General features: G+C 48.4%; 21 protein-coding genes. 7 read left to right on the forward strand and 14 right to left on the reverse strand.

Annotated features, from left to right (window positions below; all coding sequences use genetic code 11):
- Positions 1 to 71 precede the first annotated feature (71 nt).
- The 8 genes from ACOJUN_RS09670 to ACOJUN_RS09705 all read right to left on the reverse strand — a co-directional run bounded on the left by ACOJUN_RS09670 (position 72) and on the right by ACOJUN_RS09705 (position 7,950).
- The gene (locus tag ACOJUN_RS09670; protein WP_422136422.1) at positions 72 to 1,199 is read right to left on the reverse strand and encodes an ABC transporter ATP-binding protein; all 1,128 of its coding nucleotides are present in this window, start codon (positions 1,197 to 1,199) and stop codon (positions 72 to 74) included.
- Positions 1,200 to 1,208: 9 nt separating this feature from the next.
- Entirely contained in the window at positions 1,209 to 1,943 is a 735-nt protein-coding gene (locus ACOJUN_RS09675) for an HAD family hydrolase (RefSeq protein WP_422137061.1), read from the reverse strand.
- Entirely contained in the window at positions 1,933 to 3,354 is a 1,422-nt protein-coding gene (locus ACOJUN_RS09680) for a CehA/McbA family metallohydrolase (protein ID WP_422136423.1), read from the reverse strand. The genes ACOJUN_RS09675 and ACOJUN_RS09680 overlap by 11 nt, the downstream gene beginning before the upstream one ends.
- Positions 3,355 to 3,418: 64 nt before the next feature.
- Positions 3,419 to 4,699 carry an extracellular solute-binding protein gene (locus ACOJUN_RS09685; protein ID WP_422136424.1) on the reverse strand — a complete coding sequence of 427 codons (1,281 nt, stop codon included), beginning with the start codon at positions 4,697 to 4,699 and terminating at the stop codon, positions 3,419 to 3,421.
- A 6-nt stretch (positions 4,700 to 4,705) separates the two neighbouring features.
- Positions 4,706 to 5,626, reverse strand: a complete 921-nt coding sequence (locus ACOJUN_RS09690; RefSeq protein WP_422136425.1) for a carbohydrate ABC transporter permease — start codon at positions 5,624 to 5,626, stop codon at positions 4,706 to 4,708.
- A 10-nt stretch (positions 5,627 to 5,636) separates the two neighbouring features.
- Complete coding sequence (locus tag ACOJUN_RS09695; RefSeq protein ID WP_422136426.1) at positions 5,637 to 6,521, reverse strand: carbohydrate ABC transporter permease; 885 nt, start codon at positions 6,519 to 6,521, stop codon at positions 5,637 to 5,639.
- A 106-nt stretch (positions 6,522 to 6,627) separates the two neighbouring features.
- The gene (locus ACOJUN_RS09700) at positions 6,628 to 7,512 is read right to left on the reverse strand and encodes a LysR substrate-binding domain-containing protein (RefSeq protein ID WP_422136427.1); all 885 of its coding nucleotides are present in this window, start codon (positions 7,510 to 7,512) and stop codon (positions 6,628 to 6,630) included.
- Positions 7,513 to 7,605: 93 nt separating this feature from the next.
- Positions 7,606 to 7,950: a DMT family transporter gene (locus ACOJUN_RS09705; protein WP_422136428.1), complete on the reverse strand. Its 345-nt coding sequence runs from the start codon at positions 7,948 to 7,950 to the stop codon at positions 7,606 to 7,608.
- A gap of 502 nt (positions 7,951 to 8,452) precedes the next feature.
- Between ACOJUN_RS09705 and ACOJUN_RS09710 the strand changes: the two genes are divergently transcribed.
- Positions 8,453 to 8,809: a PilZ domain-containing protein gene (locus ACOJUN_RS09710; protein ID WP_422136429.1), complete on the forward strand. Its 357-nt coding sequence runs from the start codon at positions 8,453 to 8,455 to the stop codon at positions 8,807 to 8,809.
- Here ACOJUN_RS09710 and ACOJUN_RS09715 read toward each other — a convergent pair whose 3' ends face one another.
- Entirely contained in the window at positions 8,810 to 9,298 is a 489-nt protein-coding gene (locus tag ACOJUN_RS09715; protein WP_422136430.1) for a winged helix-turn-helix transcriptional regulator, read from the reverse strand.
- Positions 9,299 to 9,552: 254 nt separating this feature from the next.
- Positions 9,553 to 10,650, reverse strand: coding sequence for an alanine racemase (gene alr, locus ACOJUN_RS09720; RefSeq protein WP_422136431.1), 1,098 nt, complete (start codon positions 10,648 to 10,650; stop codon positions 9,553 to 9,555).
- A 351-nt stretch (positions 10,651 to 11,001) separates the two neighbouring features.
- Here alr and ACOJUN_RS09725 point away from each other — a divergent pair, with 351 nt between their 5' ends.
- Positions 11,002 to 11,880: an SMP-30/gluconolactonase/LRE family protein gene (locus tag ACOJUN_RS09725; RefSeq protein WP_422136432.1), complete on the forward strand. Its 879-nt coding sequence runs from the start codon at positions 11,002 to 11,004 to the stop codon at positions 11,878 to 11,880.
- Here ACOJUN_RS09725 and ACOJUN_RS09730 read toward each other — a convergent pair.
- Together ACOJUN_RS09730 and ACOJUN_RS09735 are read right to left on the reverse strand one after the other, a co-directional pair.
- Positions 11,861 to 12,433: a BPSL1445 family SYLF domain-containing lipoprotein gene (locus tag ACOJUN_RS09730; protein ID WP_422136433.1), complete on the reverse strand. Its 573-nt coding sequence runs from the start codon at positions 12,431 to 12,433 to the stop codon at positions 11,861 to 11,863. The two genes, ACOJUN_RS09725 and ACOJUN_RS09730, sit on opposite strands and share 20 nt — an antisense overlap.
- Positions 12,434 to 12,589: 156 nt before the next feature.
- Positions 12,590 to 14,944 (reverse strand): autotransporter domain-containing protein, encoded by a 2,355-nt coding sequence (locus ACOJUN_RS09735; protein ID WP_422136434.1) that lies wholly within the window; start codon positions 14,942 to 14,944, stop codon positions 12,590 to 12,592.
- A gap of 181 nt (positions 14,945 to 15,125) precedes the next feature.
- Between ACOJUN_RS09735 and ACOJUN_RS09740 the strand changes: the two genes are divergently transcribed.
- Positions 15,126 to 15,509, forward strand: a complete 384-nt coding sequence (locus ACOJUN_RS09740; protein ID WP_422136435.1) for a hypothetical protein — start codon at positions 15,126 to 15,128, stop codon at positions 15,507 to 15,509.
- Complete coding sequence (locus ACOJUN_RS09745; RefSeq protein WP_422136436.1) at positions 15,493 to 15,879, forward strand: hypothetical protein; 387 nt, start codon at positions 15,493 to 15,495, stop codon at positions 15,877 to 15,879. Before ACOJUN_RS09740 ends, ACOJUN_RS09745 begins: the two co-directional genes overlap by 17 nt.
- Here ACOJUN_RS09745 and pdxA read toward each other — a convergent pair.
- Positions 15,843 to 16,847 (reverse strand): 4-hydroxythreonine-4-phosphate dehydrogenase PdxA, encoded by a 1,005-nt coding sequence (gene pdxA / locus ACOJUN_RS09750; protein WP_422136437.1) that lies wholly within the window; start codon positions 16,845 to 16,847, stop codon positions 15,843 to 15,845. The two genes, ACOJUN_RS09745 and pdxA, sit on opposite strands and share 37 nt — an antisense overlap.
- A 112-nt stretch (positions 16,848 to 16,959) precedes the next feature.
- Entirely contained in the window at positions 16,960 to 17,718 is a 759-nt protein-coding gene (locus tag ACOJUN_RS09755; RefSeq protein ID WP_422136438.1) for a DeoR/GlpR family DNA-binding transcription regulator, read from the reverse strand.
- A gap of 170 nt (positions 17,719 to 17,888) precedes the next feature.
- Here ACOJUN_RS09755 and ACOJUN_RS09760 point away from each other — a divergent pair, with 170 nt between their 5' ends.
- From ACOJUN_RS09760 to ACOJUN_RS09770, 3 genes are read left to right on the forward strand one after another with little or no spacing between them, the layout of a single operon-like run.
- Positions 17,889 to 18,527: a paraquat-inducible protein A gene (locus ACOJUN_RS09760; protein WP_422136439.1), complete on the forward strand. Its 639-nt coding sequence runs from the start codon at positions 17,889 to 17,891 to the stop codon at positions 18,525 to 18,527.
- Entirely contained in the window at positions 18,524 to 19,177 is a 654-nt protein-coding gene (locus ACOJUN_RS09765; protein WP_422136440.1) for a paraquat-inducible protein A, read from the forward strand. The genes ACOJUN_RS09760 and ACOJUN_RS09765 overlap by 4 nt, the downstream gene beginning before the upstream one ends.
- A complete protein-coding gene (locus tag ACOJUN_RS09770; RefSeq protein WP_422136441.1) occupies positions 19,174 to 21,477 on the forward strand; it encodes an MlaD family protein in 2,304 nt (767 codons plus the stop codon). The genes ACOJUN_RS09765 and ACOJUN_RS09770 overlap by 4 nt, the downstream gene beginning before the upstream one ends.
- The last annotated feature ends 84 nt before the right edge of the window (positions 21,478 to 21,561 follow it).

Raw genomic sequence — 21,561 nt, forward strand, 5'->3', positions numbered from 1 at the left:
GAAGCTTATTTTTGGTCGACTCAATCATGTAAGGTGATTGGGCGGAACCTGCTCATATTTATGAGATATCCCTAGCCTAAAGCTTCTTCAGTATCCCAATCGAACAAGTGGCATTGAGAGACTGTGAATTTCAACAACGCAGAGTCACCACTGGCTAACACTTTGTCTGCGTCGAAGGGTATCCTTGATATCATCTTGTCACCTCCCAACTGAAAATAGAGGTAAAGCTCACTACCCATTGACTCCACTACATCAATTTTGTGGCGTTGGGTGTTGACGTCTGAGGTGTTTGTAGCATCGTTGGCTAACTGAATATGCTCAGGGCGAATACCAAACCAGACCCACTTACCTGCTCTCTGTCTGGCCAGGTTCTGCTTATGTTGCGGCAACTCCCAGCGATGACCACTCTCTGTAACCACACTCATTACGTCATCGACTTCATCAATAAGCACCTTAATGATATTCATCGCCGGAGAACCAATAAAGCCGGCAACAAACTTATTAGCAGGGTATTGATAGAGGTTCATTGGCGTATCGACCTGCATAATCTGGCCCTGGTTAAGTACACAGATTCTGTCGCCCAGTGTCATGGCTTCCACCTGATCATGGGTAACATAAATCATGGTTGCATTTTGCCCTTCCGCTTTAAGATTATTATGCAGCCGAGCAATACTGACCCGGGTTGAGACTCTGAGTTTGGCATCCAGATTTGAAAGCGGTTCATCGAAGAGAAAAACAACCGGCTTGCGGACCATGGCACGGCCCAGTGCAACGCGCTGTCTCTGTCCACCGGACATTTCACCGGGTTTATTTTGCAGTAGATGCTCAATTTCGAGTGTCTTTGCCGCTTCTGCAATACGCTTTTCTATTTCGGCTTTTGCCAGCTTTTGCTGCTTCAACCCAAAGGCCATATTTTCATACACGGTCATGTGAGGATAAAGAGCGTAGTTTTGGAAAACCATCGAGATACCGCGATCTTTTGGAGGCAAATCATTCACTCGCCTATCACCAATGTACACATCGCCCTCAGAGATATCTTCCAGGCCCGCAATCATTCTCAGCGTGGTTGATTTTGCGCAGCCAGAGGGGCCCACAAACACCATGAACTCACCTTCACGAATGTTGAGGTCGACACCATGTACCGCTTTAAAACCATTCGGATAGGTTTTTTCTACCCCTTTCAGTGTGACTTCAGCCATTTCTCATCCTCAAGTCAATTCATTAAGTGCGTATGGGTCAAACTGAGCCACCGATGGAATAACAAGATCCGCCACAGGTTCCAACTCGCTCGCTGAAGCAGTCCCTGTCAGGACACCAATTTTCTTTGCCCCGGCATTGGTAGCGAATTCCATATCCGACACCGTATCTCCGAACATGATGACCTCGTGGGGTTCAACTCCACATTGCTGACAAAACGCATGGAGAAGCGCGGGACCTGGTTTGGGTTCTATATCCCCGTCACTGTAGCCAATATAATCAAACAACTCCTTCAGGCCTGATTGTTCCAGCGTATAGAGTGTCGAATCTTTGGTGTCCGCTGTTGCAATGCCTAAAATCATCCCTTGTTGCCTGAGAGAAGTGAGCCTGTCTGCCACTCCGGGTAAGGCTTCGATCCATTCAGGATTTTCTGCAACCTCCTGATTAAAAGCGCTTTTCGTCACTCTGGTGAATTCTGTCAGTGTTACCTGAGGGTTGAGCATTTCAAACCATGCAGCAGCGGTGTCTTCAACAGGGTTAGAAGCGAGCAGGCCATGATTGTCGACTTTGTCTCCCTCAACGCCAATCGCCGAGAGTAACCCGGTCTCAGTGACATTTTGATGACCTTGTCTCTCGTCGCTATATTTTTTTACTCGATGACAGGCGCTGCATGAAACCTTTAGCCACATATTGTGGAATTCCAATAGTGTGCCATCTTTATCAAACAATAGTGCTCTATACTTCATCACTATTTAATCGCTCTATCAGCTCTCCCCAACTATGCACTTTCGGGGTTTTAAAAGTAGGTTTGGTACCGTTATAAACAGCGTTGATACAGCCTTCGAATTCCCGGGTCCGGGCTCTGCGAATATCAACTCGACACCAGTGATAATCGGAATCGACCTTAATCGTTTTCGGCTCTGTACCCAGCATGACGTTGGCAACCAATTCGCCATCGACAATGCACTCAGCGAGATAACTCAACTGAGTATCTTGTACAGCTATTCGGTAGCTCAGAGGCTCGCCCGAGCTGTCAGCCCCCGGCAAGAGTTGATGGTTGTTGATATCAAACGAAAGGCCGCATCGTCGCTCTATGTAGACCTGACCGTTGCGCAAACCGGACAAGATGCCCTCACCACTCAAACCCTGGCTGAAGACAAAGGTAGAAGGGTCGCCATATATCGACGGCTCCGTCGCTTTGGGGTTGCGCTCATGTGGCTCGAGATGTGAGTCACTTCCACCTATGGCAGCCACCCGATGACCGCAATTCCACATTTCATTGAGCACCCGCAGTGCAGACTCTGTGGCTTGCGGCGATGTTGGCCAGGTGGGATCGCAACAGACTTCAAAGGTTGAGATCTTCACAAGTAAAAGCGGCGAATATTGCCAATGCCATGGTTTCATCATCGGGTGATTAATGCTGATTGAGCTCTGGCCCTCGCGGGCGAGTTGCAGACCTGTTTCGATAACCTTTTGGTTGCTAAGCTCGACACTTCTGAGATCCAATATGGATTGCGGCCCGTGAACATTAAAGTGTCCCAGGTCAGTGGTCACCTCGATGCCGGGCAAGAAAAGACATGAGTCTGAGACAGGCAGTCTTGGCTGGCAAATGTTGTGTTCGGTAAAGAAAAAGAAATCGAGCTCTTGAGACTCCACAATCTGCTTTGCCGCAGAGAGACTGTTATGACCATCAGAAAGTCTGGTGTGAGCATGAAGATCACCACGATACCAGCGTGATTCAGATTTAATCAGTCTGCTGTAATCAAAGTGGATATTGTGGTCAGTCCCGACAACATCTTCGGTGAGAAGGTCTTCATGTTTTTGCTCCTGATTGAAGTCAACCCGGATACGATATTCTATGGCATGCTTGGGTTTAAACTCAGCATCCAGATTGTACAGATCGAGATACCATTCCCCTTCCATAACATCGCCATCAATCGCACCAAACCCGGAGCGTTCAGGTTTGACACACAATGACTTGTCAGGTTTTTCAAACAGTATTTTGCCACGATATTGGTCCTTTGCATCGTAGACAGCGGCATACAAAAACCTTTTAGTAACCGTTGAACCGGTGATATTTACCGATAAGGTTCCGTTCGGTACCTTAAATGGCAGACGAGTTCGGCCAAAGGTCAGCTCACCCTGAAATTCAGTCATAGCGTCCGGTGATTAATCCGTTTCTTTAGAAATGAGAGCCCGTTTGAAACGGGCTCGAAAGGCATTAAGAGCGGTTCACTCTATCTAACGCCCGCTGCGCTTTTTTTGCTGCCTGTTTAAGTGCTTTCTCAGCAGGAACGTTTTGGATTTGAATTTGGTCAGCAGCCACTCTCAGCGCATCCATAATCTTGCCGTTGGTTGGATCAAGAAAGTCAGGGCTTGCTGAGCTGGCTTGCTTCAACGGAATCAGAGCTTGTGGATTCTTCTCTGTAAACAACTTGTACTCAGCGACATCCGCTGCACTCATGCGAACCGGGATGTAGCCTGTGAACATTGACCAGGCGGCGGTTTTTTCGGCACTTGTGTAAAACTGCATAAATTCAAACGCCCCTTGAGCCGCTTTTTCATCGGTTCCTTCAGGCATCACGTAAATAAGTGCTCCTGCCTGAGGAGCCGGAGGATGCGACCCCCAACCAGGCTGAGTGGTCGCTGCCAATTTAGTGAAATCCAGATCACCCTGATCACCTGAAGAACCGGTATAGCCCAGCGCTTGGTCTTTCATCACGTCGTCAATGGTCTTATACCAGTATTCCCAGCCCTGGCCACCGTAGTGAATACGCATGATTTCATCATCATGAATCCACGTGCGGAAACTATCCCAAACCTCAACCCACTCCTGTGAATCGATCAGCACCTTCTTGCCATCATTACTGATCACACGGGCGCCGTTAGAAAAAGCGGCATCGATCAAATTATCAGCGCCCCACATTGGTTCCCAGCCGTAAAACACTGTGTTGCCTTTCTCGTCACGCTTAGTCACTTTTTCTGCAACTTTTGCAACACCTTGCCAGGTGTTTAAATCCTCTTCTTTAAAGCCATTCTCTGCCAACACTTGTTTGTTGTAATAGAAAACCTGTGTGGTGCCGTAAGCGGGTAAACCAAATACTTGCCCATCTTCTGCCGTTACCTGGTCTCTAAAGGCAGTGACAAAGTCATCAAAGTTGAATTGTGCATCCATGTAAGTATTCAAGTCACGGCTTAAACCACGCTGTCGCATGGCATCAGCGTAAACCGGGTCCAAAAGTACTAACTCTGGCGCAGTTTTTGACGCTAAACCTGCCTGAAGTTTCTGGTAAGTCTCGGTGTAATTTCCCTGCAGAGCAGGTTTAATCACATATTCATCCTGACTCGCGTTGAACTCTGTAATAAGTTCAGTCATCATTTTCTGAGGCTTTGTACCGCCTGAATACCAGAAGTCCACTTCGGTTTTTGCCAGTACACTGCCTGAGAATAAAGACGCACTCACTGCGCCGGTAAGCATAAGTGCGAGACTGTTCAGTTTCATGTCCGTTTACTCTTTTACGCCGTTATCGGCGATGCCTGAAAGAATCGTCTTTTGACACACGACGAATAGAATCAATAAAGGCAACACAGCAATTGTGCTCGCAGCCATAATCTGCGACCAATTCAAGCCGTAGTTACCTTCAGCGATAAAATATTGGCGAATACCCGTTGCGATCAGGTTCAACTCTTGTGAAGTAATCACCAGGCTTGGCCACATGTAACTGTTGTAGTTAGTGATGAACGTAATAAGGAACAATGTGGCAACCGCAGCCCGACACTGGGGAAGCATAATGGCCCACAAAATCCTGAATTCTCCAGCTCCGTCAATGCGTGCCGCTTCGATCAGTGAAGGGTGTATTTTTATAAACACCTGACGAAGGTAGAAAACACCAAAAACAGAGGCCGCATTAGAGATAACCAATCCAGTGTGAGAGTCGAGCAAACCCAGTCTGGCCAGCGTGATGTAGGAGGGAATATAGGTCACCGCACCGGGCAACATGTAGCAACCCATCACAACGAAGTAGAGCACAGTTTTGGAGCGGAATCTCAGTTGAGTCAGTGCATAGGCAAACATGGCTGAGTTGATGATCACCAGCAGAGTTGTCAATAACGCCACACTAAAACTGTTAAAGATGTACAAACCAAATGGCGCACTGTGGAATGTTTCAACAAATGTTTCCCAACGGAATGTCTCCGGGATTAAATTAAGTGGGCTGGAAAAAATTTCATCATTCGACTTCAAAGAGCCCGATATCATCCATAAGAATGGAAACATCATCATGGTTCCGCAGGCCATCAGAAAAATATGCTTAGCCAGCGCAAGAAAAGCCTGTCTTGCCACTAAACGTTCTTTAATGGCAATTCTCTTACGGCTAACGGCTTTTATCTGACCTAACGTGATTGAACTATCAATAGCTTGTGTCGTCATAACCCTGTCCTTAGTAGTAAACCCAGCGCTTACCGATGCAGGTATTGATCAGGGCAAGCAAACCTGTGATCGCTAAAATGACCAGCGAGGTTGCTGCTGCCGGGCCCATTTCATACCGCTCAAATGCCTGTTGATAGAAAAGATACAACAAGGTCCGTGTTTCCCCGCCGGGGCCACCCTGAGTCAGAATCTGAAACTGATCGAATGCCTGCACAGCCGTGATGATATTGACCACCACCAGAAAAAATGTGGTCGGTGAAACCAGTGGTAGTGTTATCCTCAGAAAACGGGTCAGACGACTGCATCCGTCAATTAAAGAGGCTTCATATAAAGATTCGGGAATCTTATTTAAGGCGCTGATGTAAAACAGCATTGTCCAGCCAATAGCTTGCCAGATAGTCACGATGACCACGGCCACCATAGCGGTATCCCCTTGTTCCAGCCACGGGATTTTGTCAAAGCCCATAGACATTAACAGTTGATTCGCAAGACCCGATTTAGACTCAAAGACCCAGGACCAGACGATGGAGACAGCAACCGTCGGGGTAATCCACGGAGAAAAGATCACCGCTCGATAAAACTGACTGCCGACAAAATTGCGGTGTAACAGCAAAGCAAACACAAGACCAAGCACAACGGTAGGAATGACCACTGCGAGCGAGAACCAAAAGGTATTGAGTAAAGCTTGAGTGAACTCAAAGTCCTCTACGATATACTGGTAATTCTCCAGACCAACGAAATTGTATTCTGGTGAAATGTAGTCCCAATCGGTAAAGCTGATATAGACGGAGTAACCAAATGGCACCAACCAGAACGTTACGAGCGGTATCAGTAAAGGTGCAGTAAAAAACAGCACCTTTAACCGGTTCGAAAAATGTTGAGAGAAGGTACGCATGGCTTAACCCTGGCACTTTTAATAATTGTCGATAATTTAAACGGGATATATGACAATTATGTTGAAAAGCACCTCATTTTTTTTATGGGTGCTCATAAGAAAATCTTTAGATAAGGCCATCCCTTTTAATCTGATGGTGCAGCCAGTCACAGAAGAAATTCACCTTTGCGTTGCGATTATTGTTAGTAATCATATAGTGGCCAGACTCCGCAGGCATTGACGCTTGATGTGCCAGCACAATTTCGTTTTTGTTTAGTAACTCGGATGCTGCCAGTGAGCGAACTAACATAACCCCAACGCCGTGCTTTACTGCTTCCAGAGCATGGAGTGAGTTGCTGATTTCCAATTGCACTCTGGGTAAGGTGGTCTCAATTTGATTGTGGCTCAGCCACTGCAGCCAGTTCTCCTGATAGCCCTTAACCTGTACCGCAGGTAATTGAGAGAAGTCTTCATCTTTTAATGATTGTTGATAATCTCGTTTGAATTGCGGACTGCATACCAACTGCCAGTGTTCCTGAAACAGTTTTTCTGCATTCGTTTCTTCGCTATCTACTTTGCCGTTAGTAAGCTCTATATCAACATTTTGACAAGGAGTTGTGGAAGGCCAGTCCACGAGTTGGATATCGAGGCGAATGAAAGGGTATTTCTGATAAAAGCTGTCTAATCGGGGGAGTAACCAGTTGTGGCAAAATGTTTGATTGGCTCTCAGCCTCAACACATCCGCTTTTGGCTCACCAAAAAGAAGCTGAGTCTGCAACTTTAAATGAGCCAGAGAGCCAGAGACTATGGGTTGATATTGCAGTGCCGAAGAGGTGAGCTTGACGCCTCTCCTGGTTCGTTCAAACAATGTGGTATCAAGAAATGCTTCCAGACTCTTGAGCTGTTGGCTCACTGCGGCTTGTGTTACACACAATTCCCGCGCTGCGGCACCAATAGAGCCAAGCCTGGCCACTGCTTCAAAGGCCACCAGGGCTCTTAGTGGGGGTAGCATGAATTCACCTGACTGAAATAAATAAGTACCTGGTTAGGCGCTTATTCAAGCTACTTCAGGCAGGTTACAAGATTTTGACACCCAGATGAAAGATTAATGACTCAAAGAAGATGAGAAGAGATTAATGATAACGGTTCCGGTTAGAATAAAGCCAATACCAATCAATGCATAAATATCCAGCTTTTGCCCATATATCAGCCATGACAAAGCTGCGACCAAGACAATACCTGCACCACACCAGATCGCATAAACCACACCCAGTGACATGGTTTGAACCGTAATCGACAACAGGTAAAATGCCAGGCCATAGGCTATCAATACCGCTGTTGTCGGTATGGGGGCGGTAAATTGATGGGTTCTGGGCAACCAGGACGTTGCAAAGACCTCTAATACAATCGCTAAGGTCAAAGTCAGAGCAGGCGTATTGGATAGCAACATATCAAGCCGTATTTAAACTTTCAAATTCCCGAATTCTGCGAGCCTTGTAAAATTGCAGCTATCTTTGTTTGCAAATTAACGAAACAGGCTCTTGTAAAACGGGGCGGACCATATAGGGCTCCCTGGGTAATAAGATGTCAGCAATATTCCCCATCTGGAGCTTATTAAAATTGATAGATTGACTCTACTGGTCCATCTGAGTCGGTCTGATACACAGCGTCCCGGCAGATGGATATAAGTACTCAACCATACGAAATCGTATTTTCTGACTTATTGTTCAGGCACTCTGACTGCGTTGCAACTCTGGTCAAATAGCTTGCTATGTTCCCGTCGTTTCGCCTTGCAGAGCACCTGCCCAATAAGCCAGACATATTCGATTTCGTATGGCAGAGTACTTAAGGTAACTTATAACAGAATTGGGTTGCCAAATGCAGCAGAATTTTGTCATCTTGCTAAAAAGTCGGTATCTTGAAATTTCGCTTTATGAAAGAGAGGAGTTGTTATGACGGATACTGTACTTGAGAAGCGGCGCTATCCACGCAAGGTTCTGGCTGAGCCCGCCCAGGTCGTGGACAATGACAGTGGTCAACTACTGGGGGTTTTGGAAGATGTATCCAGAGGAGGGTTCAGTATTACTGCGGATCAACCCATTCGGTTGGAAGACGTCAGGAATGTTACCATGGTACTGCCTGGTCTTAATGACACAGCGCACCACGTAACACTGGTGGCCAAATGCGTCTGGTGTCAGTCTGGTAATAAACAGGGCGATCACAGCAGGGACTTTGCCGCTGGATTCCAGCTTCATGATATTGAAGAGCAGGATGCAGTCGCCCTGAATTATTTTATCAGGGATTACTGATTAGTCAGGAATTGGGAGATTCAGTGTTTCTTTCAGTTCTTCCATGACAATGTAGCTTTTGGATTCCCTCACTCCCGGAAGCTTCAGTAATATGTCGCCCAGCAACTCCCGGTAAGAAGCCATTTCTGAAATACGGGCCTTGATCAGGTAGTCAAAGTTACCGGAAACCAGGTGGCATTCCAGCACGTTTGGAAGAGCGACAACTGCCCGTCGAAACTCGTCAAAGATATCGGCCGATTTGGTATAGAGGCTGATTTCAACATACACCAGCAAGCCTGCTTGAAGGTACTGGGGTTTTAACCGGGCACTATAGCCCTGAATGATGCCTTCCCGCTCAAGGCGTTTGACCCTTTCCATGCAGGGTGTGGTACTCAAGCCCACCCGATCTGCCAGATCCACATAGGAAATTCGACCGTTTTCCTGGAGTGTGCGAAGAATATTACGATCGATCCTGTCCAGTTGCCGGACGACTTCTTTTCGACTTCTCATTTCAGCAATCGTCTGATTCAGGTAGTTTTGGGCATGGTATAAATTACCGCATTGCTCCAGGTGTCGATGTACACCGGGACGCCTTTTTCCCCGTGGCTCCTGACCGTCATAAGAAGGCTTCAGTCACGGACTGAGAAGAGTATGGCACGTGCAGAGAATATACAAGTGCTGAAACGGTTCTGCAATGTAAAGGATTTGACAGATGCGCTGGTTATTAAAGCGTTCCCGGCAATCGGACAATTTTTCAGGTGGATTCATACTCTCTCTTTGCAGGTAACTTGCTGAGAGTACGAAATAGGAAACCGGTTTATATTACACAACAGCTGATAGGGAATTGTGCCCGCATGTCGTGCTACTTCATTCACCGACAAGTCTTTACCCCAGAGTAAAGCAGGATCTCCCACGTTCACATCACCTATTTCTGACAAATCAACCGTTAACATATCCATGGAGACCCGACCTGTCAGTGGTACTGGCTGACCATTGACGAGTACCGGCGTACCATTGGGAGCCAGGGGATAGCCATCGGCATAACCCATGGCGATGACGCCTAAACGCGTCGTCTTGTTGGTCACTGCGGTACCGGAATAGCCTACCGGGCTGCCAGCAGGGATTTCCTTGATATTGATAATGGCTGAGTGGAGCTCCATGACAGGCTTGAGCCTGGATTCAATGTTATGAGCCTGATCAAAAGGAGAGGCTCCGTAAAGCATAAGACCGGGGCGGCTCCAGTCTGCCCTGGCAGCGGCACAATGAATGAGACCGGCCGAATTGGCAATGCTTCTTTTACCCGGCAATCCAAGGGTATGTTGCTCAAAGACTTCAAGCTGCTGCAGGGTGTAGCCATTGTCAGTTTCGTCGGCACAGGCAAGGTGAGTCATCATGAGAATCTCGTCGATCCAGGGCAGTTGCTCAAGCCTTGCCCAGGCATCGCGATAATCGCCGGGAAGAATACCCACTCTGTGCATGCCGGAGTCCATTTTCAGCCAGACCCTGACAGGCTTCTCCAGTGGGGTTTGTTCAAGCTGTTTTACCTGTTCCGGACTTTGTACGACAATGTCAATATTTTCTGAGGCAATATTGGTGAGTTCGGAATGTTCAAAGAATCCTTCGAGAATAAGCAGACGGTTTCTGATACCGGCTGCCCTGAGCTCCAGGGCTTCTTCAATACAGGCCACTGCAAACCCGTCGGCTTCCTCTGACAGGGAGTGGGCACATCTGATAGCACCATGGCCATAAGCGTCGGCTTTTACAACGGCCAGAACATTGCCCCCGCCCGCCAGTGATTTAGCCAATCGATAGTTATGCTTTAGAGCGTCAAGATGAATGACGGCCCTGGCCGGACGACTCATAGTAGTCGCATTTCCCCCGAGTCAAATCAAACAGCCATGAGCCGAAAATACAGCTCAGGCTGAAGTCTGAAAATGGCAGCAGAGTCTGATAGCGCTGCATTTTCAAAGTTATCTGGATGCTATCAGTTAATAAGTTATTGCTCTTTAAGTGTTTTTATTAATTCTATTAGTGACTAAATAATACCCTTTATAGCTAATTCTCCCTATATTTTGTTTCTTATTGTTCTAAACAGTTGGTCGTCATCTGTATCTAAACTGTCTCTCCAAATGAACATTCACCTGCGATGGCAGCTATTTTTTCATTAGACCGTCAGAGGTAGCGTTTTTTCGGTCACACTCAAGAGGGGCAGTATGATTTTTGTTGATGGGCTGGAGTATCCAGTGTCCGCTTTGATATTAAACGACGGAAGTTTAGTTGTTTCAGAAGTCGGTGAGGAGAGAGGTCGTCTGACCCGGGTTTCAGCCTCAGGAAAGCACCGCCATGTTTTTGCGCAGGTCGACAGGCCCAATGGTATTTTACAGGACAACCATGATGGCAGTATCTGGGTTGCCGAGACCCGTGAGCCATCTCTGCTCAGGCTCAACCCCGATGGCTCACTGGCGGAGAGACTTTACGGAGACGGTGAGAACCCCTTTCTTTGGCCCAATGATATGACTCTGGGGCCTGAAGGGGCCATTTACCTGACAGATTCTGGTATCCGCGTCGCTGACCTGATCACTCGGGAAGGGCCTGATCCGGAAGTCTGGGAGGGGCCAATGCAGGGAAAATTGTTTCGCATTGATCCCGTCAGTAAACAGGTGGATTGCCTTGATGACGGGTTTCGTTTCGCCAATGGTATTGCCTTTGCTCCTGATGGGAAGCTCTATCTCAGTGAGTCGGCAACAGGGAATATCTATCGTTATCCGTTTACAGACAGACTGGAGGTTAGCAGCCGTGAACAGTTTGTGTCGGTCACCGATACTGCCGGCCCATGCCGGGTTGTGGGGCCCGATGGAATCTCTTTTGACAAAGAGGGTAACCTTTATGTGGCCATGTTTGGTCAGGGGCATGTGGCCACTGTCACTCCCGATGGCGAGATTCATCGAACCATTGTGACCAGAGGCTCATGCCCCACCGATGTTGTTTTCGGTGGCAAAGGTAGCAAAAGACTTTACATCACCGAATATCAGCGGGGTAGAGTTGAAATCACCGAAGTACCTGACGAGGGTTTTACTTTTCAATTTTTGTGATTTTGGAACCTTCCAGAGTCAGGTTATACATCAATCCCTTGTTATTGCTGATAAAGCCAATGATGGGAGCTCTAGCGGTTTTAGTGTCTATACCTTCTCCGGCACCAAACTCAGCAATAGCAATACTTCCATCGATACCCGCTTCCCAACCTTCGCTGTTCACGAAGTTGTTCAGAGCCTCGCTGGTCATGAACATGACAATCTGGGAGCGAGCCTGTGCGCCCAGCTGGAAACCGATAGAGGCCGATACGGTATTGTAATAGTCCTGTATTGCTCCATTCTTTAAAAGTGCGCCTTCACCGTATTCACCACCCACAACCAGCCCGCCTTTCAGTACCTTGGGGAAGACCAGGATTCCTTTCGCTCTGCTGCCCAGAGATTTTGCAGCACTGCTCTGTGCATAAAGATTTTTCAACGCTTCATGGACGGTAGCATTGAGTTCAGTGCTGGAAGCAGCATGGGCAGAAAGTGACAAGAAAAGGATAAAAGCCGTTACCAGGAGGTGTCTGAGAGAAGCCATATCGGTGCGATTCCGGTAAATAGTGTTGGTCAATGTGGGATCTTGCAGGGTATGTAAAACGAGAGTACCTGCTTTTCCGGGCGAATAGTACCAGATAAATGAGTGGGTTGAAGGCTTTAATACCGGGAGGGATAGAGGGAAAACGAGAGTACAACACCCTGAAACAGAGTCCTCTCGAAAGCGTCAAAGTTAGAAGTCGTACTTCATTCTCAGGTAGTAGTTCTGAGCTTTGTAATCTGAACTCTGGTTCAGTTCATAACCCACAACGAAGCTCATGTTATCGTTGCGACGGTAGGTCACACTGGCTGAAGCCTGATAGCTGTTCTTGACAGCGTCGGCCCCTTTTGAGGTGAACTCGGGTCCACCGAGCACGTAACGTGTGGTGGTTTCTACGACATCACCCTTAAAGTCATGCCAGGCCATCAGTTTCAGAGAAGGTTCGAGTTCACCCTGGTCGACTTTGAAAGCCTGACTGATTTCAACGCCAGCACCCAGCTCGACCTTTTGATATTTCTGGCTGTCCACATTCAGGGCAAAACCGGTCGCATACTTGTCATCTTCCTTAAAGGCTTTACTTTTGACCATGGTGTAGTTGAAACCGACCATTGGCACTATCTTCATCTCACCAAAGCTCTGGTTCATGCCCAGCATGGTGGTCAGGCCGTACTGATGACTGATATAGTCCGAAGTAATCGGCGCATCGACAAAGCCATCGATATAACGGCTACGCTCGTTGTTACTGCGACCGATGTTAATGACGCCATCCAGGAACCAGTTATCTTGCTCCCAGGAGCCGTAGAGGCTGACCTGGTAGTTCTTGATGGTAGAGTTGTCATTAGAATCGTGTTTGTCTATTTCGGCATTGGCTACAGTGAATGCAGCTCCTACCAGGTAGTCATCGTTGATGGTGGTTTCTGCGCCCAGTGTCAGACCACTCAGATCGGCATCGAAACCGAAAAGTCTGTCTCCACCATCGTTTCTGCGATCATCCTGAGTGACGTCCGAGCCAAGAACCTGCAACCAGAAACCCTGATTGGTGTAACTGCCACCGTATGACAGTCCGCTGTCAGACAGGTCATCTTCCTGAACCGCCCTGACGTGGGCCAGAACGTTGGTCTTAACCTTGGTTTCTGCCGTTACGTTGGTCATCTGGACGGCGTCAGAGTTGTTGAATTTACTCTCTCTGGCGAACTCAGCCAGTTTCTTTACATCAGTAATATTGGAAACGGTCTGGTAAAAGTTATTGAAACTCGTGGAGTTGGTGGAGTCCCGGGTAATCACTGTCATCGTAGCCGCCAGAGCTTCTTCAGTGGTGGCTCCGGCACCTTCCTGTGCAATCAGATTCTTCAGTGCTTCGAGGGTTCTTGGTGTCAGATCTGTGGTCAGAGCATTGCCGTTCTGTGTGACCTCGGTAGTATCAATCAACACAGAGTGCTCAATCGTCAGATCGGAAGCATTCAGGCTGTTGTTGGCTTCAATAATTTTTGCATCTTCTACGGTGTTACCAGCTTCTACGACTTCCAGGGTAGGAACAATTTTCAGCGTTGAACCTGGGTTAATATTGGCAGTACCGGTGACAATCAGAGCTGCATTGGCGTCGGAGCCGGTACCCAGCTCTGTTGTAATGACCCCTGTTGAATAAACAGTCAGATCACCATCAATGGTCTGTGCTCCGGGTTTGTCAAAGCTGGCAATACCAGAGATTTTGACGTGTGTTGCGCCGGAATTCTTCTTGATATCACCTCGGAAACTGACGACGTGTGAATCTGACCTTACGACCAAGATGGATTCAATATCCTCAATATCGCCACCAAATGTCGAGTTACCACCTATCGTCAGAATATCACCGGAGCCGGTATAACCCAGCACTTTGCCCTCTACCGTACCGTCAACGACCCCCATGACAAGGGCTCCACCGGCATCGCTGAAGTCAATAGAAGTATCTCCGTTTGTTTTCAGTACACCGCCATTAACTAAGATCGTAGCATTTGTTCCGAGCTTCCCACCTTCGGCTGCTGTGATGGCTGTGTTACCTTGCAGTGTCCCGGTTATGGTGACGATGCCCGACAGCTCTTCTTCAATTCTGAAAGCATCTCCGTCTTCTACCTGAATAGTGCCGCCCAGATTGGTTTCTCCAACATTGATTTGAATGACGCTGGCTTCGCCGTTACTCAACAGGATACCGTGGGCTGTACCTTTACCATACAGGCCGCTGAGCGAAGGCATATTCACGGCGTAGCTGGTATTAGCCTGGCGATAGAGCAGAATGGCTTCGCCATTCGGGTTATCGAGATTGATATTGACTGGCTGAAGTAACGAGCCCTGGACGTAGAAAGTACCGTTGTCAGCATCCAGAATGAATGCATAGGTGTCGGTTGCTTCAGCATTAACATTGCGTGTCACTGCACCGAATAGCCCGCTGGCGGCATAACTATCTCCATCACTGGTGATTTCTGTCACTGCGCTGGACTGGGTGGCGGCAAATGGAATTGTTGCAGCAATCACTGCAGCGAGAGTCTTCTTCCTGAACAGGCTCTTGTTCATCCTTTCTTCCTTGCAGTAGATGACTGCGATTTTTTCAAATTTGAAATCCGGCTGAATCCACTATCGGCAGACGGCTGGGAATACTTCAGGGCTGAAGAGAAAAAAACCGGACTTTGGTCAATTGACAGGTCAGGAGGTCGATATTTCTCTGGTCCTTTACCCATGAATGGAATCAGACCGGATGAATCAAGACAGGAAGGGTGAGGTATTTTCGGGGCTAAGTGTCTGCAAAAAACGCCTGGCAACGGCCATATCGGCGGTGATGGCTCTGACCTGTGAAATAGCCTATTCCAGACAGATTGTGACCAGCAGCGAAACCATTGAGCCTAACCAGATCATTCAGGCCTTGCCTGAAGATGAAACCGCTATTGAAATTCGCAATCCTTCTGGCAAAAGCGTGCTTCTGATTGAGGGACTGGTTTTGAATCCGGATACCGATGGCAATGCACAGTCTGCTGTTCGATACATTGGCCCGAGTTCCGGTTTTCTGCTCTGGCTGGGCCCAAAAGGCGAGATAAGAGGGGAAGGACAGTCAGACGGCATTCTGATTGACGCGGGTCAGTAGCCCGACTCTGAAAATCCTCATTGGACTGAGAGGAGGAGCAGTCAGTGATATCTCGGGAGTAGAGCAGATCATTGTTTATGATCATGGCAGAGACGTGGATGATGCACCTGTTCTGAAAGGCAATATCCTGCAAGGCTCCAGTATCGAGCGTCCCGATTTGTTCATAGAAGGGCCGTTGAAGATTGTTAATGATGCCACCACTGCACAGACGCTGGATGTGGATATTCAGCAATCAGGCAATGGACGTTTGATTATTTCTTTACCTGAAAATGCAGAGACAAGCGCCCCTGTTGTGGTCACCGGGCAGGTTGATTTTGGTAGTTCGCCCGCTATTCAGGTTGTTCCCACTGGTGAAACCTTTGTCAGATAACGGATTGCCACTGCGATGGCCTCGGCCATACTGATGGCAGAAGCAACGCCTTTCCCGGCAATGTCGTAGGCAGTGCCATGATCTACTGAAGTTCTCAGGAAGGGTAAGCCGCAGGTGATTGAAATGGTTTTATGGAAGTCCACCATTTTGGTCGCAATGTGTCCCTGATCATGATAGAGCGAGATGACAGCATCAAACTTTCCATTCAGAGCCTGATAAAACACCGAGTCAGCAGGCAGGGGACCGGACACGTTCAACCCAAGCTGCTGTAGTTCAAGAACAGCAGGCCTGATTTCTTCCTGCTCTTCATGTCCAAACAGTCCGTTATCTCCACAATGAGGATTTAACCCGGCTATAGCCAGATGGGGGGTCTCAATACCCAGAGATTTCATGGCATCAACCGCTTTTTGAGCACATTGAATCAGGTGATGTCGGGTGACGTAGTCACAGGCCAGCTTGAGAGACAGATGTCGTGAAAGAAAAAAGACTTTCAAGCCCGCAACCTCAAATAAAGTGAGTGGGTTCTTGCTGTTTGTCAGCTCGGCAAGAATCTCGGTGTGTCCTGCCTGTCTGATATTAGCCGCGTCCAGGGACATCTTATTAACAGGGGGCGTTACCAGAGCCTGGGCCTGCCTCTCCAGAGCCAGTTGTGTTGCCAGTTGAATACAGTCGTAGGCCATCTTTCCTGCGGCTGGGGAAACTCTGCCCGGCTCGACACTTTGAGGAGGGGCAGGTGGCTCAAGGACATTGAGAATACCTGTCCGTGGATCAATATCCGAACAGGCCTCAACAGAGTTGATAGTAAGAGGCGAAGCGCTGATCGAAATGGCTTGCTGAAGAATCTCCACGTAGCCGACGACCAGCAATCGACAGGTATTGGAGAAGTCATTGGTTAAAAGTGCCTTTATCAGGATTTCCGGGCCAATTCCGGCCGGGTCACCCATTGGAATACAGATAAGGGGTTTCATCACTCACAGCAACGTCTGGCTGGACTCAGTCTGATTGATAGCTGTGAGTTTAGTCCATGCAATCAGGAAGAACATGCCATCCTATTCAAAGTATAATTGCATTGTCGTGCAGTCAGGAGCGGATGATATTACCACCTGCCTCGCTGATGGCCGCCAGGCTCTCATCATCGAAACGGCTGTCTGTGATAATGGTATCCAGCTCATTCAGCTGACAGATGGTTTTCATGCTGGAAGCGCCAAACTTGCTGGAGTCTGCCAGCAGTACACTGCGGGCTGCACGTTCCAGCATCTTGCGACGAATAAAGTAATGGTCGGTAGACGCAGTAGTCATACCGTGTTGCAGACTCCAGCTGTTGGTTGCCAGAAAGGCAACGTCAGCATTAATGCTGTCCAGGAAGGACAGGGCCGTTGTGTCACAGTGAGCCTTGGTAATGGCACTGACCAGTCCCCCCGTCGTGTAGACCTTGGCGGTTGAAGAGTCTGACAATTGCAGAGCAATTTTCAGGTCGGGCGTAATAATGGTGACCTTCATGCGCATCAACAGCTTGGCCAGGGCCATGGTACTTGTGCCAGCATCCAGCAGAATGATCTGTCCTTCCTTAACCAGATTGAGGGCCTCGTGAGCAATGGACTTTTTCTCTTCAATGTTGACGGCGTTCTTCTTTTCGTAGGGGATATCCTCCATAAGGAAGCTTTTAGATACCGCACCGCCATAGGTGACGCGCAATTTGTCTTCCTGCTCCAGGGTTCGTATGTCGCGACGAATAGTCATCTGGGAAACATCGAATTTCTCCGCCATCTCTTCGATGTTGGCACAGCCTTTCTCTTCAACATAAGACAAAATGTGCTCTCGACGCTCAACGGGAAGCATACCTGGACCTCTTGAATCATTGTGTATCTGTTATTAACGCCTCTCAGGGAGCTCTGGGGCGTAGTACTGGTTCGTGCTGCCGATATAGAGACAAGGCAATCAGAACAGCTAAAATTCACTGGCAGATTATATGGCAGAATTTGTTCAGTTTCTTCCCCAGATATACCTATATGGTTAAAAAAGAGACGAGTTTTGATTCAGGCATCAGGCTTTGTCCTGACTGTGATCTGATGATAAATACCCCGGTCTTCAATCATGACCCGGCCTGTCGGCAGCAGGCTGTATGCCCCCGATGCGGCTGTGTGCTGGAGTCTCACCGCCCTGCAGGTATCCAGAGTTGTCTGGCTCTGGTTGTGACTGGCTTAATTCTGTTTATACCGGCCAATTATTACCCTGTTCTATCCATGGATATTCTGGGAAATGAGCAGCAAAGCACGATTTGCGGAGGTGTTGCTGCTCTCTATCAAGGGGATTATGGTGCTATAGCTTTGCTGGTGCTCCTGTCTGCCATACTGATCCCTCTGTTTCGCCTTTTGATTCTGCTTAAAATCATTGTATCTGCCATCACTAGCCGGGGGCGCAGAATATCCAGAAGTTTGCTGAGACTTTATACACGCCTGCAAGAGTGGGGCATGACGGAAATCTATTTTCTGGGTGCGCTGGTCGCGGTCATCAAACTGGCAGATATGGCCAGCGTGCAGATAGGTACAGGGTTATATTGCTTTGCCGGACTAATGCTCTGCGAACTGATTATTGCCCAGAACCTGAACGAGCATGAGATCTGGACAATGCTGGGAGAGGATGAATGACTGCATCGGATTCGGAGCAACCTGGCCCGATGTCCAGCGGTGCTGATTGTGGGATAAAACTCTGTCTGGATTGCCACAGGGTTTGTCAGGCAGAAGATGTCCGGTGTCCCCGTTGTGGCAGTAAAGTGCGATCCAGAAAAAAAGACAGCCTGTCCCGTTGTTGGGCTCTAACCCTCACCGCCGCGCTGCTCTACATACCTGCAAACATGCTGCCGATAATGATCGTAAGTCGTTTTGGGCGCAGCAGGCCGGATACGATCATGTCGGGGGTTATGGAACTGATACATCATGGTATGGCACCCATTGCGCTGCTGGTTTTTACAGCGAGTATCCTGGTCCCTTTGATGAAACTTTTGGGCATGGTATGGCTGCTGGTTTGTGTGCATACAAGAAGGATCAACCCGGGTCGTCAGACTGCCTTGTATCGATTGATTATCTGGATTGGCCGCTGGTCCATGCTGGATATTTTTATTATTTCCCTTCTCGTCGCACTGGTGCAGTTCGGGCACCTGGGCACTGTCACGGCGGGTCCTGCGGCTTTTGCGTTTGCTGCAGTGGTGGTGTTGACCATGTGCGCGGCAATGAGTTTTGACCCCAGATTGCTTTGGGACCGGTCAAGGCCGTTCAGTCTGAAAGGAGATCAACAATGAGCGATGAAAAGATCGCTGTGAACGCTGATCTGAAAGAGCGTCGTCGTGTTCCGGCTATCTGGCTGCTGCCCCTGATTGCTCTGATGATAGTTGCCTTTCTGATCTGGAGAACACTTTATCAACACGGTCTGGAAGTTCACGTTCATTTTGACAGTGCCAAAGGCATGCAAGTAGGCAAAACAGAAGTCAGGTACAACGGTTTGGCGGTAGGTAAAGTTGCTCGAATGACCATGACGAAAGACCTTGAAGGTGTCGATGTCGAGCTGGAAATGGATCGGCAGATGCAGAAATATCTCAGAGATAACAGTCAGTTCTGGCTGGTTCAGCCCCAACTTTCTGTAGCGGGCGTGTCCGGTCTGGATACTCTGGTCTCTGGCAACTACATCGCTTTTAAGCCCTCCGAGAAGGGGGAAAGGCAGCTATCCTTCCTGGCGCTGAATTCACCACCCACGCCGGGCATAGAAGAAGGTGGGCTGAGCCTGGTACTTCAGGCTGAGGAGTTGTCCTCTGTGCAGGAGGGAAGTCCGGTCTATTATCGCCGTCTGAAGGTTGGCGAAGTGACTCGTTACGCTCTCTCCCCGGATAACGAAAGAGTCGATGTCCATGTTTACATCAAACCGATGTTCACTCATCTGGTAAGAAAAAATACCCGTTTCTGGAATGCGGGAGGGGTGGATATTTCCGGAGGTCTGACGCACCTGAAGGTCAGAACCCAGTCGTTGATTTCCATTATCCAGGGCGGGGTCGCTCTTTACACTCCGGAATGGGAGGAAAAAGAACCGAAAGCATCCGATGGCACCCGCTTTCCTTTGTACGACGATTATGACGCAGCGGAAGCGGGAATTCGTATTTCTATTAAGTTCCCTCTGGATGTCGCTCTTGGCCAGGAAAAATCAAAAATACTGTTTCATGGTATGGAAGTGGGCGTTATCAAGAATACGTCGTTTAATGAGGATTACTCAGCCATTATTGCCGAGGCCGTTATTCGTCCTGAAGCCAGGAGCATTCTGGTAAAAGGTGCCCGTTTCTGGATGGTGGCACCACAAATAAACCTCAAAGGCATCACCGGCCTGGAGACCTTATTGGCTGGCCGCTATATCGCTATGGATGTCAGTCAGGTTGATATGAAAAATGCCGAACCGGAAACAGATTTTATGGGTCTGGCCACCAAGCCTCCGGCTTCACCATCTTCTCCGGGCTTACACCTTGAGCTCAGGGCTGACTCCCTTGAAGGTCTGAATCAGGGTAGCCCTGTCCTCTACAGAAAAATGCCTGTTGGTGAAGTGGAGTCCTACACGCTGGGAAAACAGGAAGTGGTGATCAAAATATTGATCAAGCCCAAATATCAACATCTCGTGAATAAAAGCACGCTTTTCTGGAATATCAGCGGTGTAACTCTGGAAGGTGGGTTGCAGGGATTCAAAGTCAGGACAGGAACACTCAACTCTATGATTTCAGGAGGCATTGCATTTAAAACCCCAAACCCTGATGCAGCCAAAGTTGCCAATAAAACCAGGTTTGTTTTGTATGACGATATTAACCGGGCAAGTGAAACCGGCAAGGTGATACATATTCAATTTGAATCGGCGGATGGCCTTCAGGTAGGTACACGACTGAAGTACAAGGGTCTGGAGATGGGAAAGGTGACAGAACTTAATCTGGATGATGCCAAAAAAGCCATAAAAGCCAGCGTCTTACTCAATGGAGGCGCTGATTGGCTGGCTCGCAAAGGTTCCAGGTTCTGGCTGGTTAAACCTAAACTGGGTCTCACCAACACAGCTCACCTGGAAACCTTGTTGACAGGTCTTTATATCGACGTGTCGCCAGCACGCTCCCAGGCTGCTGCCAAGCGTGATGTTTTTGTTGCAGACCCAAGAGCGCCTGATGATCAGCCTCGTTCTGGTGGTCTGCGTATTCGCTTGGTCAGTGCTCAGCTGGGTTCCATTAAACCGGGTAATCCCGTTTATTACCGGGAGATTCCGGTAGGCGTGGTTACCGGATTCAAGTTGGGTAACCCTGCCAACAAAGTCATTATTTTTCTCAACATCGAAGATCGCTATGCGCCGCTGGTAACCCATAAAAGCCGATTCTGGAATGCCAGTGGCGTGGATTTCAATTTTGGTTTGTTCAGTGGTGCCAGGCTTCGAACGGAATCCCTCGAAGCGGTTCTGGCGGGTGGCGTTGCCTTTGCGACGCCGGAGCAGGGACACAGGGTTGCTCCTGAAACTTCGTTCGAGCTGGCGGATGAACCGCAAGCTGAATGGCTGAAATGGGCTCCTGCCATCGTCTACCCTGAATAGCTCCAGAACGATTATTTGCATCTTTTTCTCATGCAGGCATCATAGAAAACTGTTTAAACAATAATACTGACAGCAGGAAGCCAT

It is taken from the genome of Endozoicomonas sp. ALD040 (assembly GCF_049275945.1).
In the GTDB taxonomy this organism is placed as follows: domain Bacteria; phylum Pseudomonadota; class Gammaproteobacteria; order Pseudomonadales; family Endozoicomonadaceae; genus Endozoicomonas_A.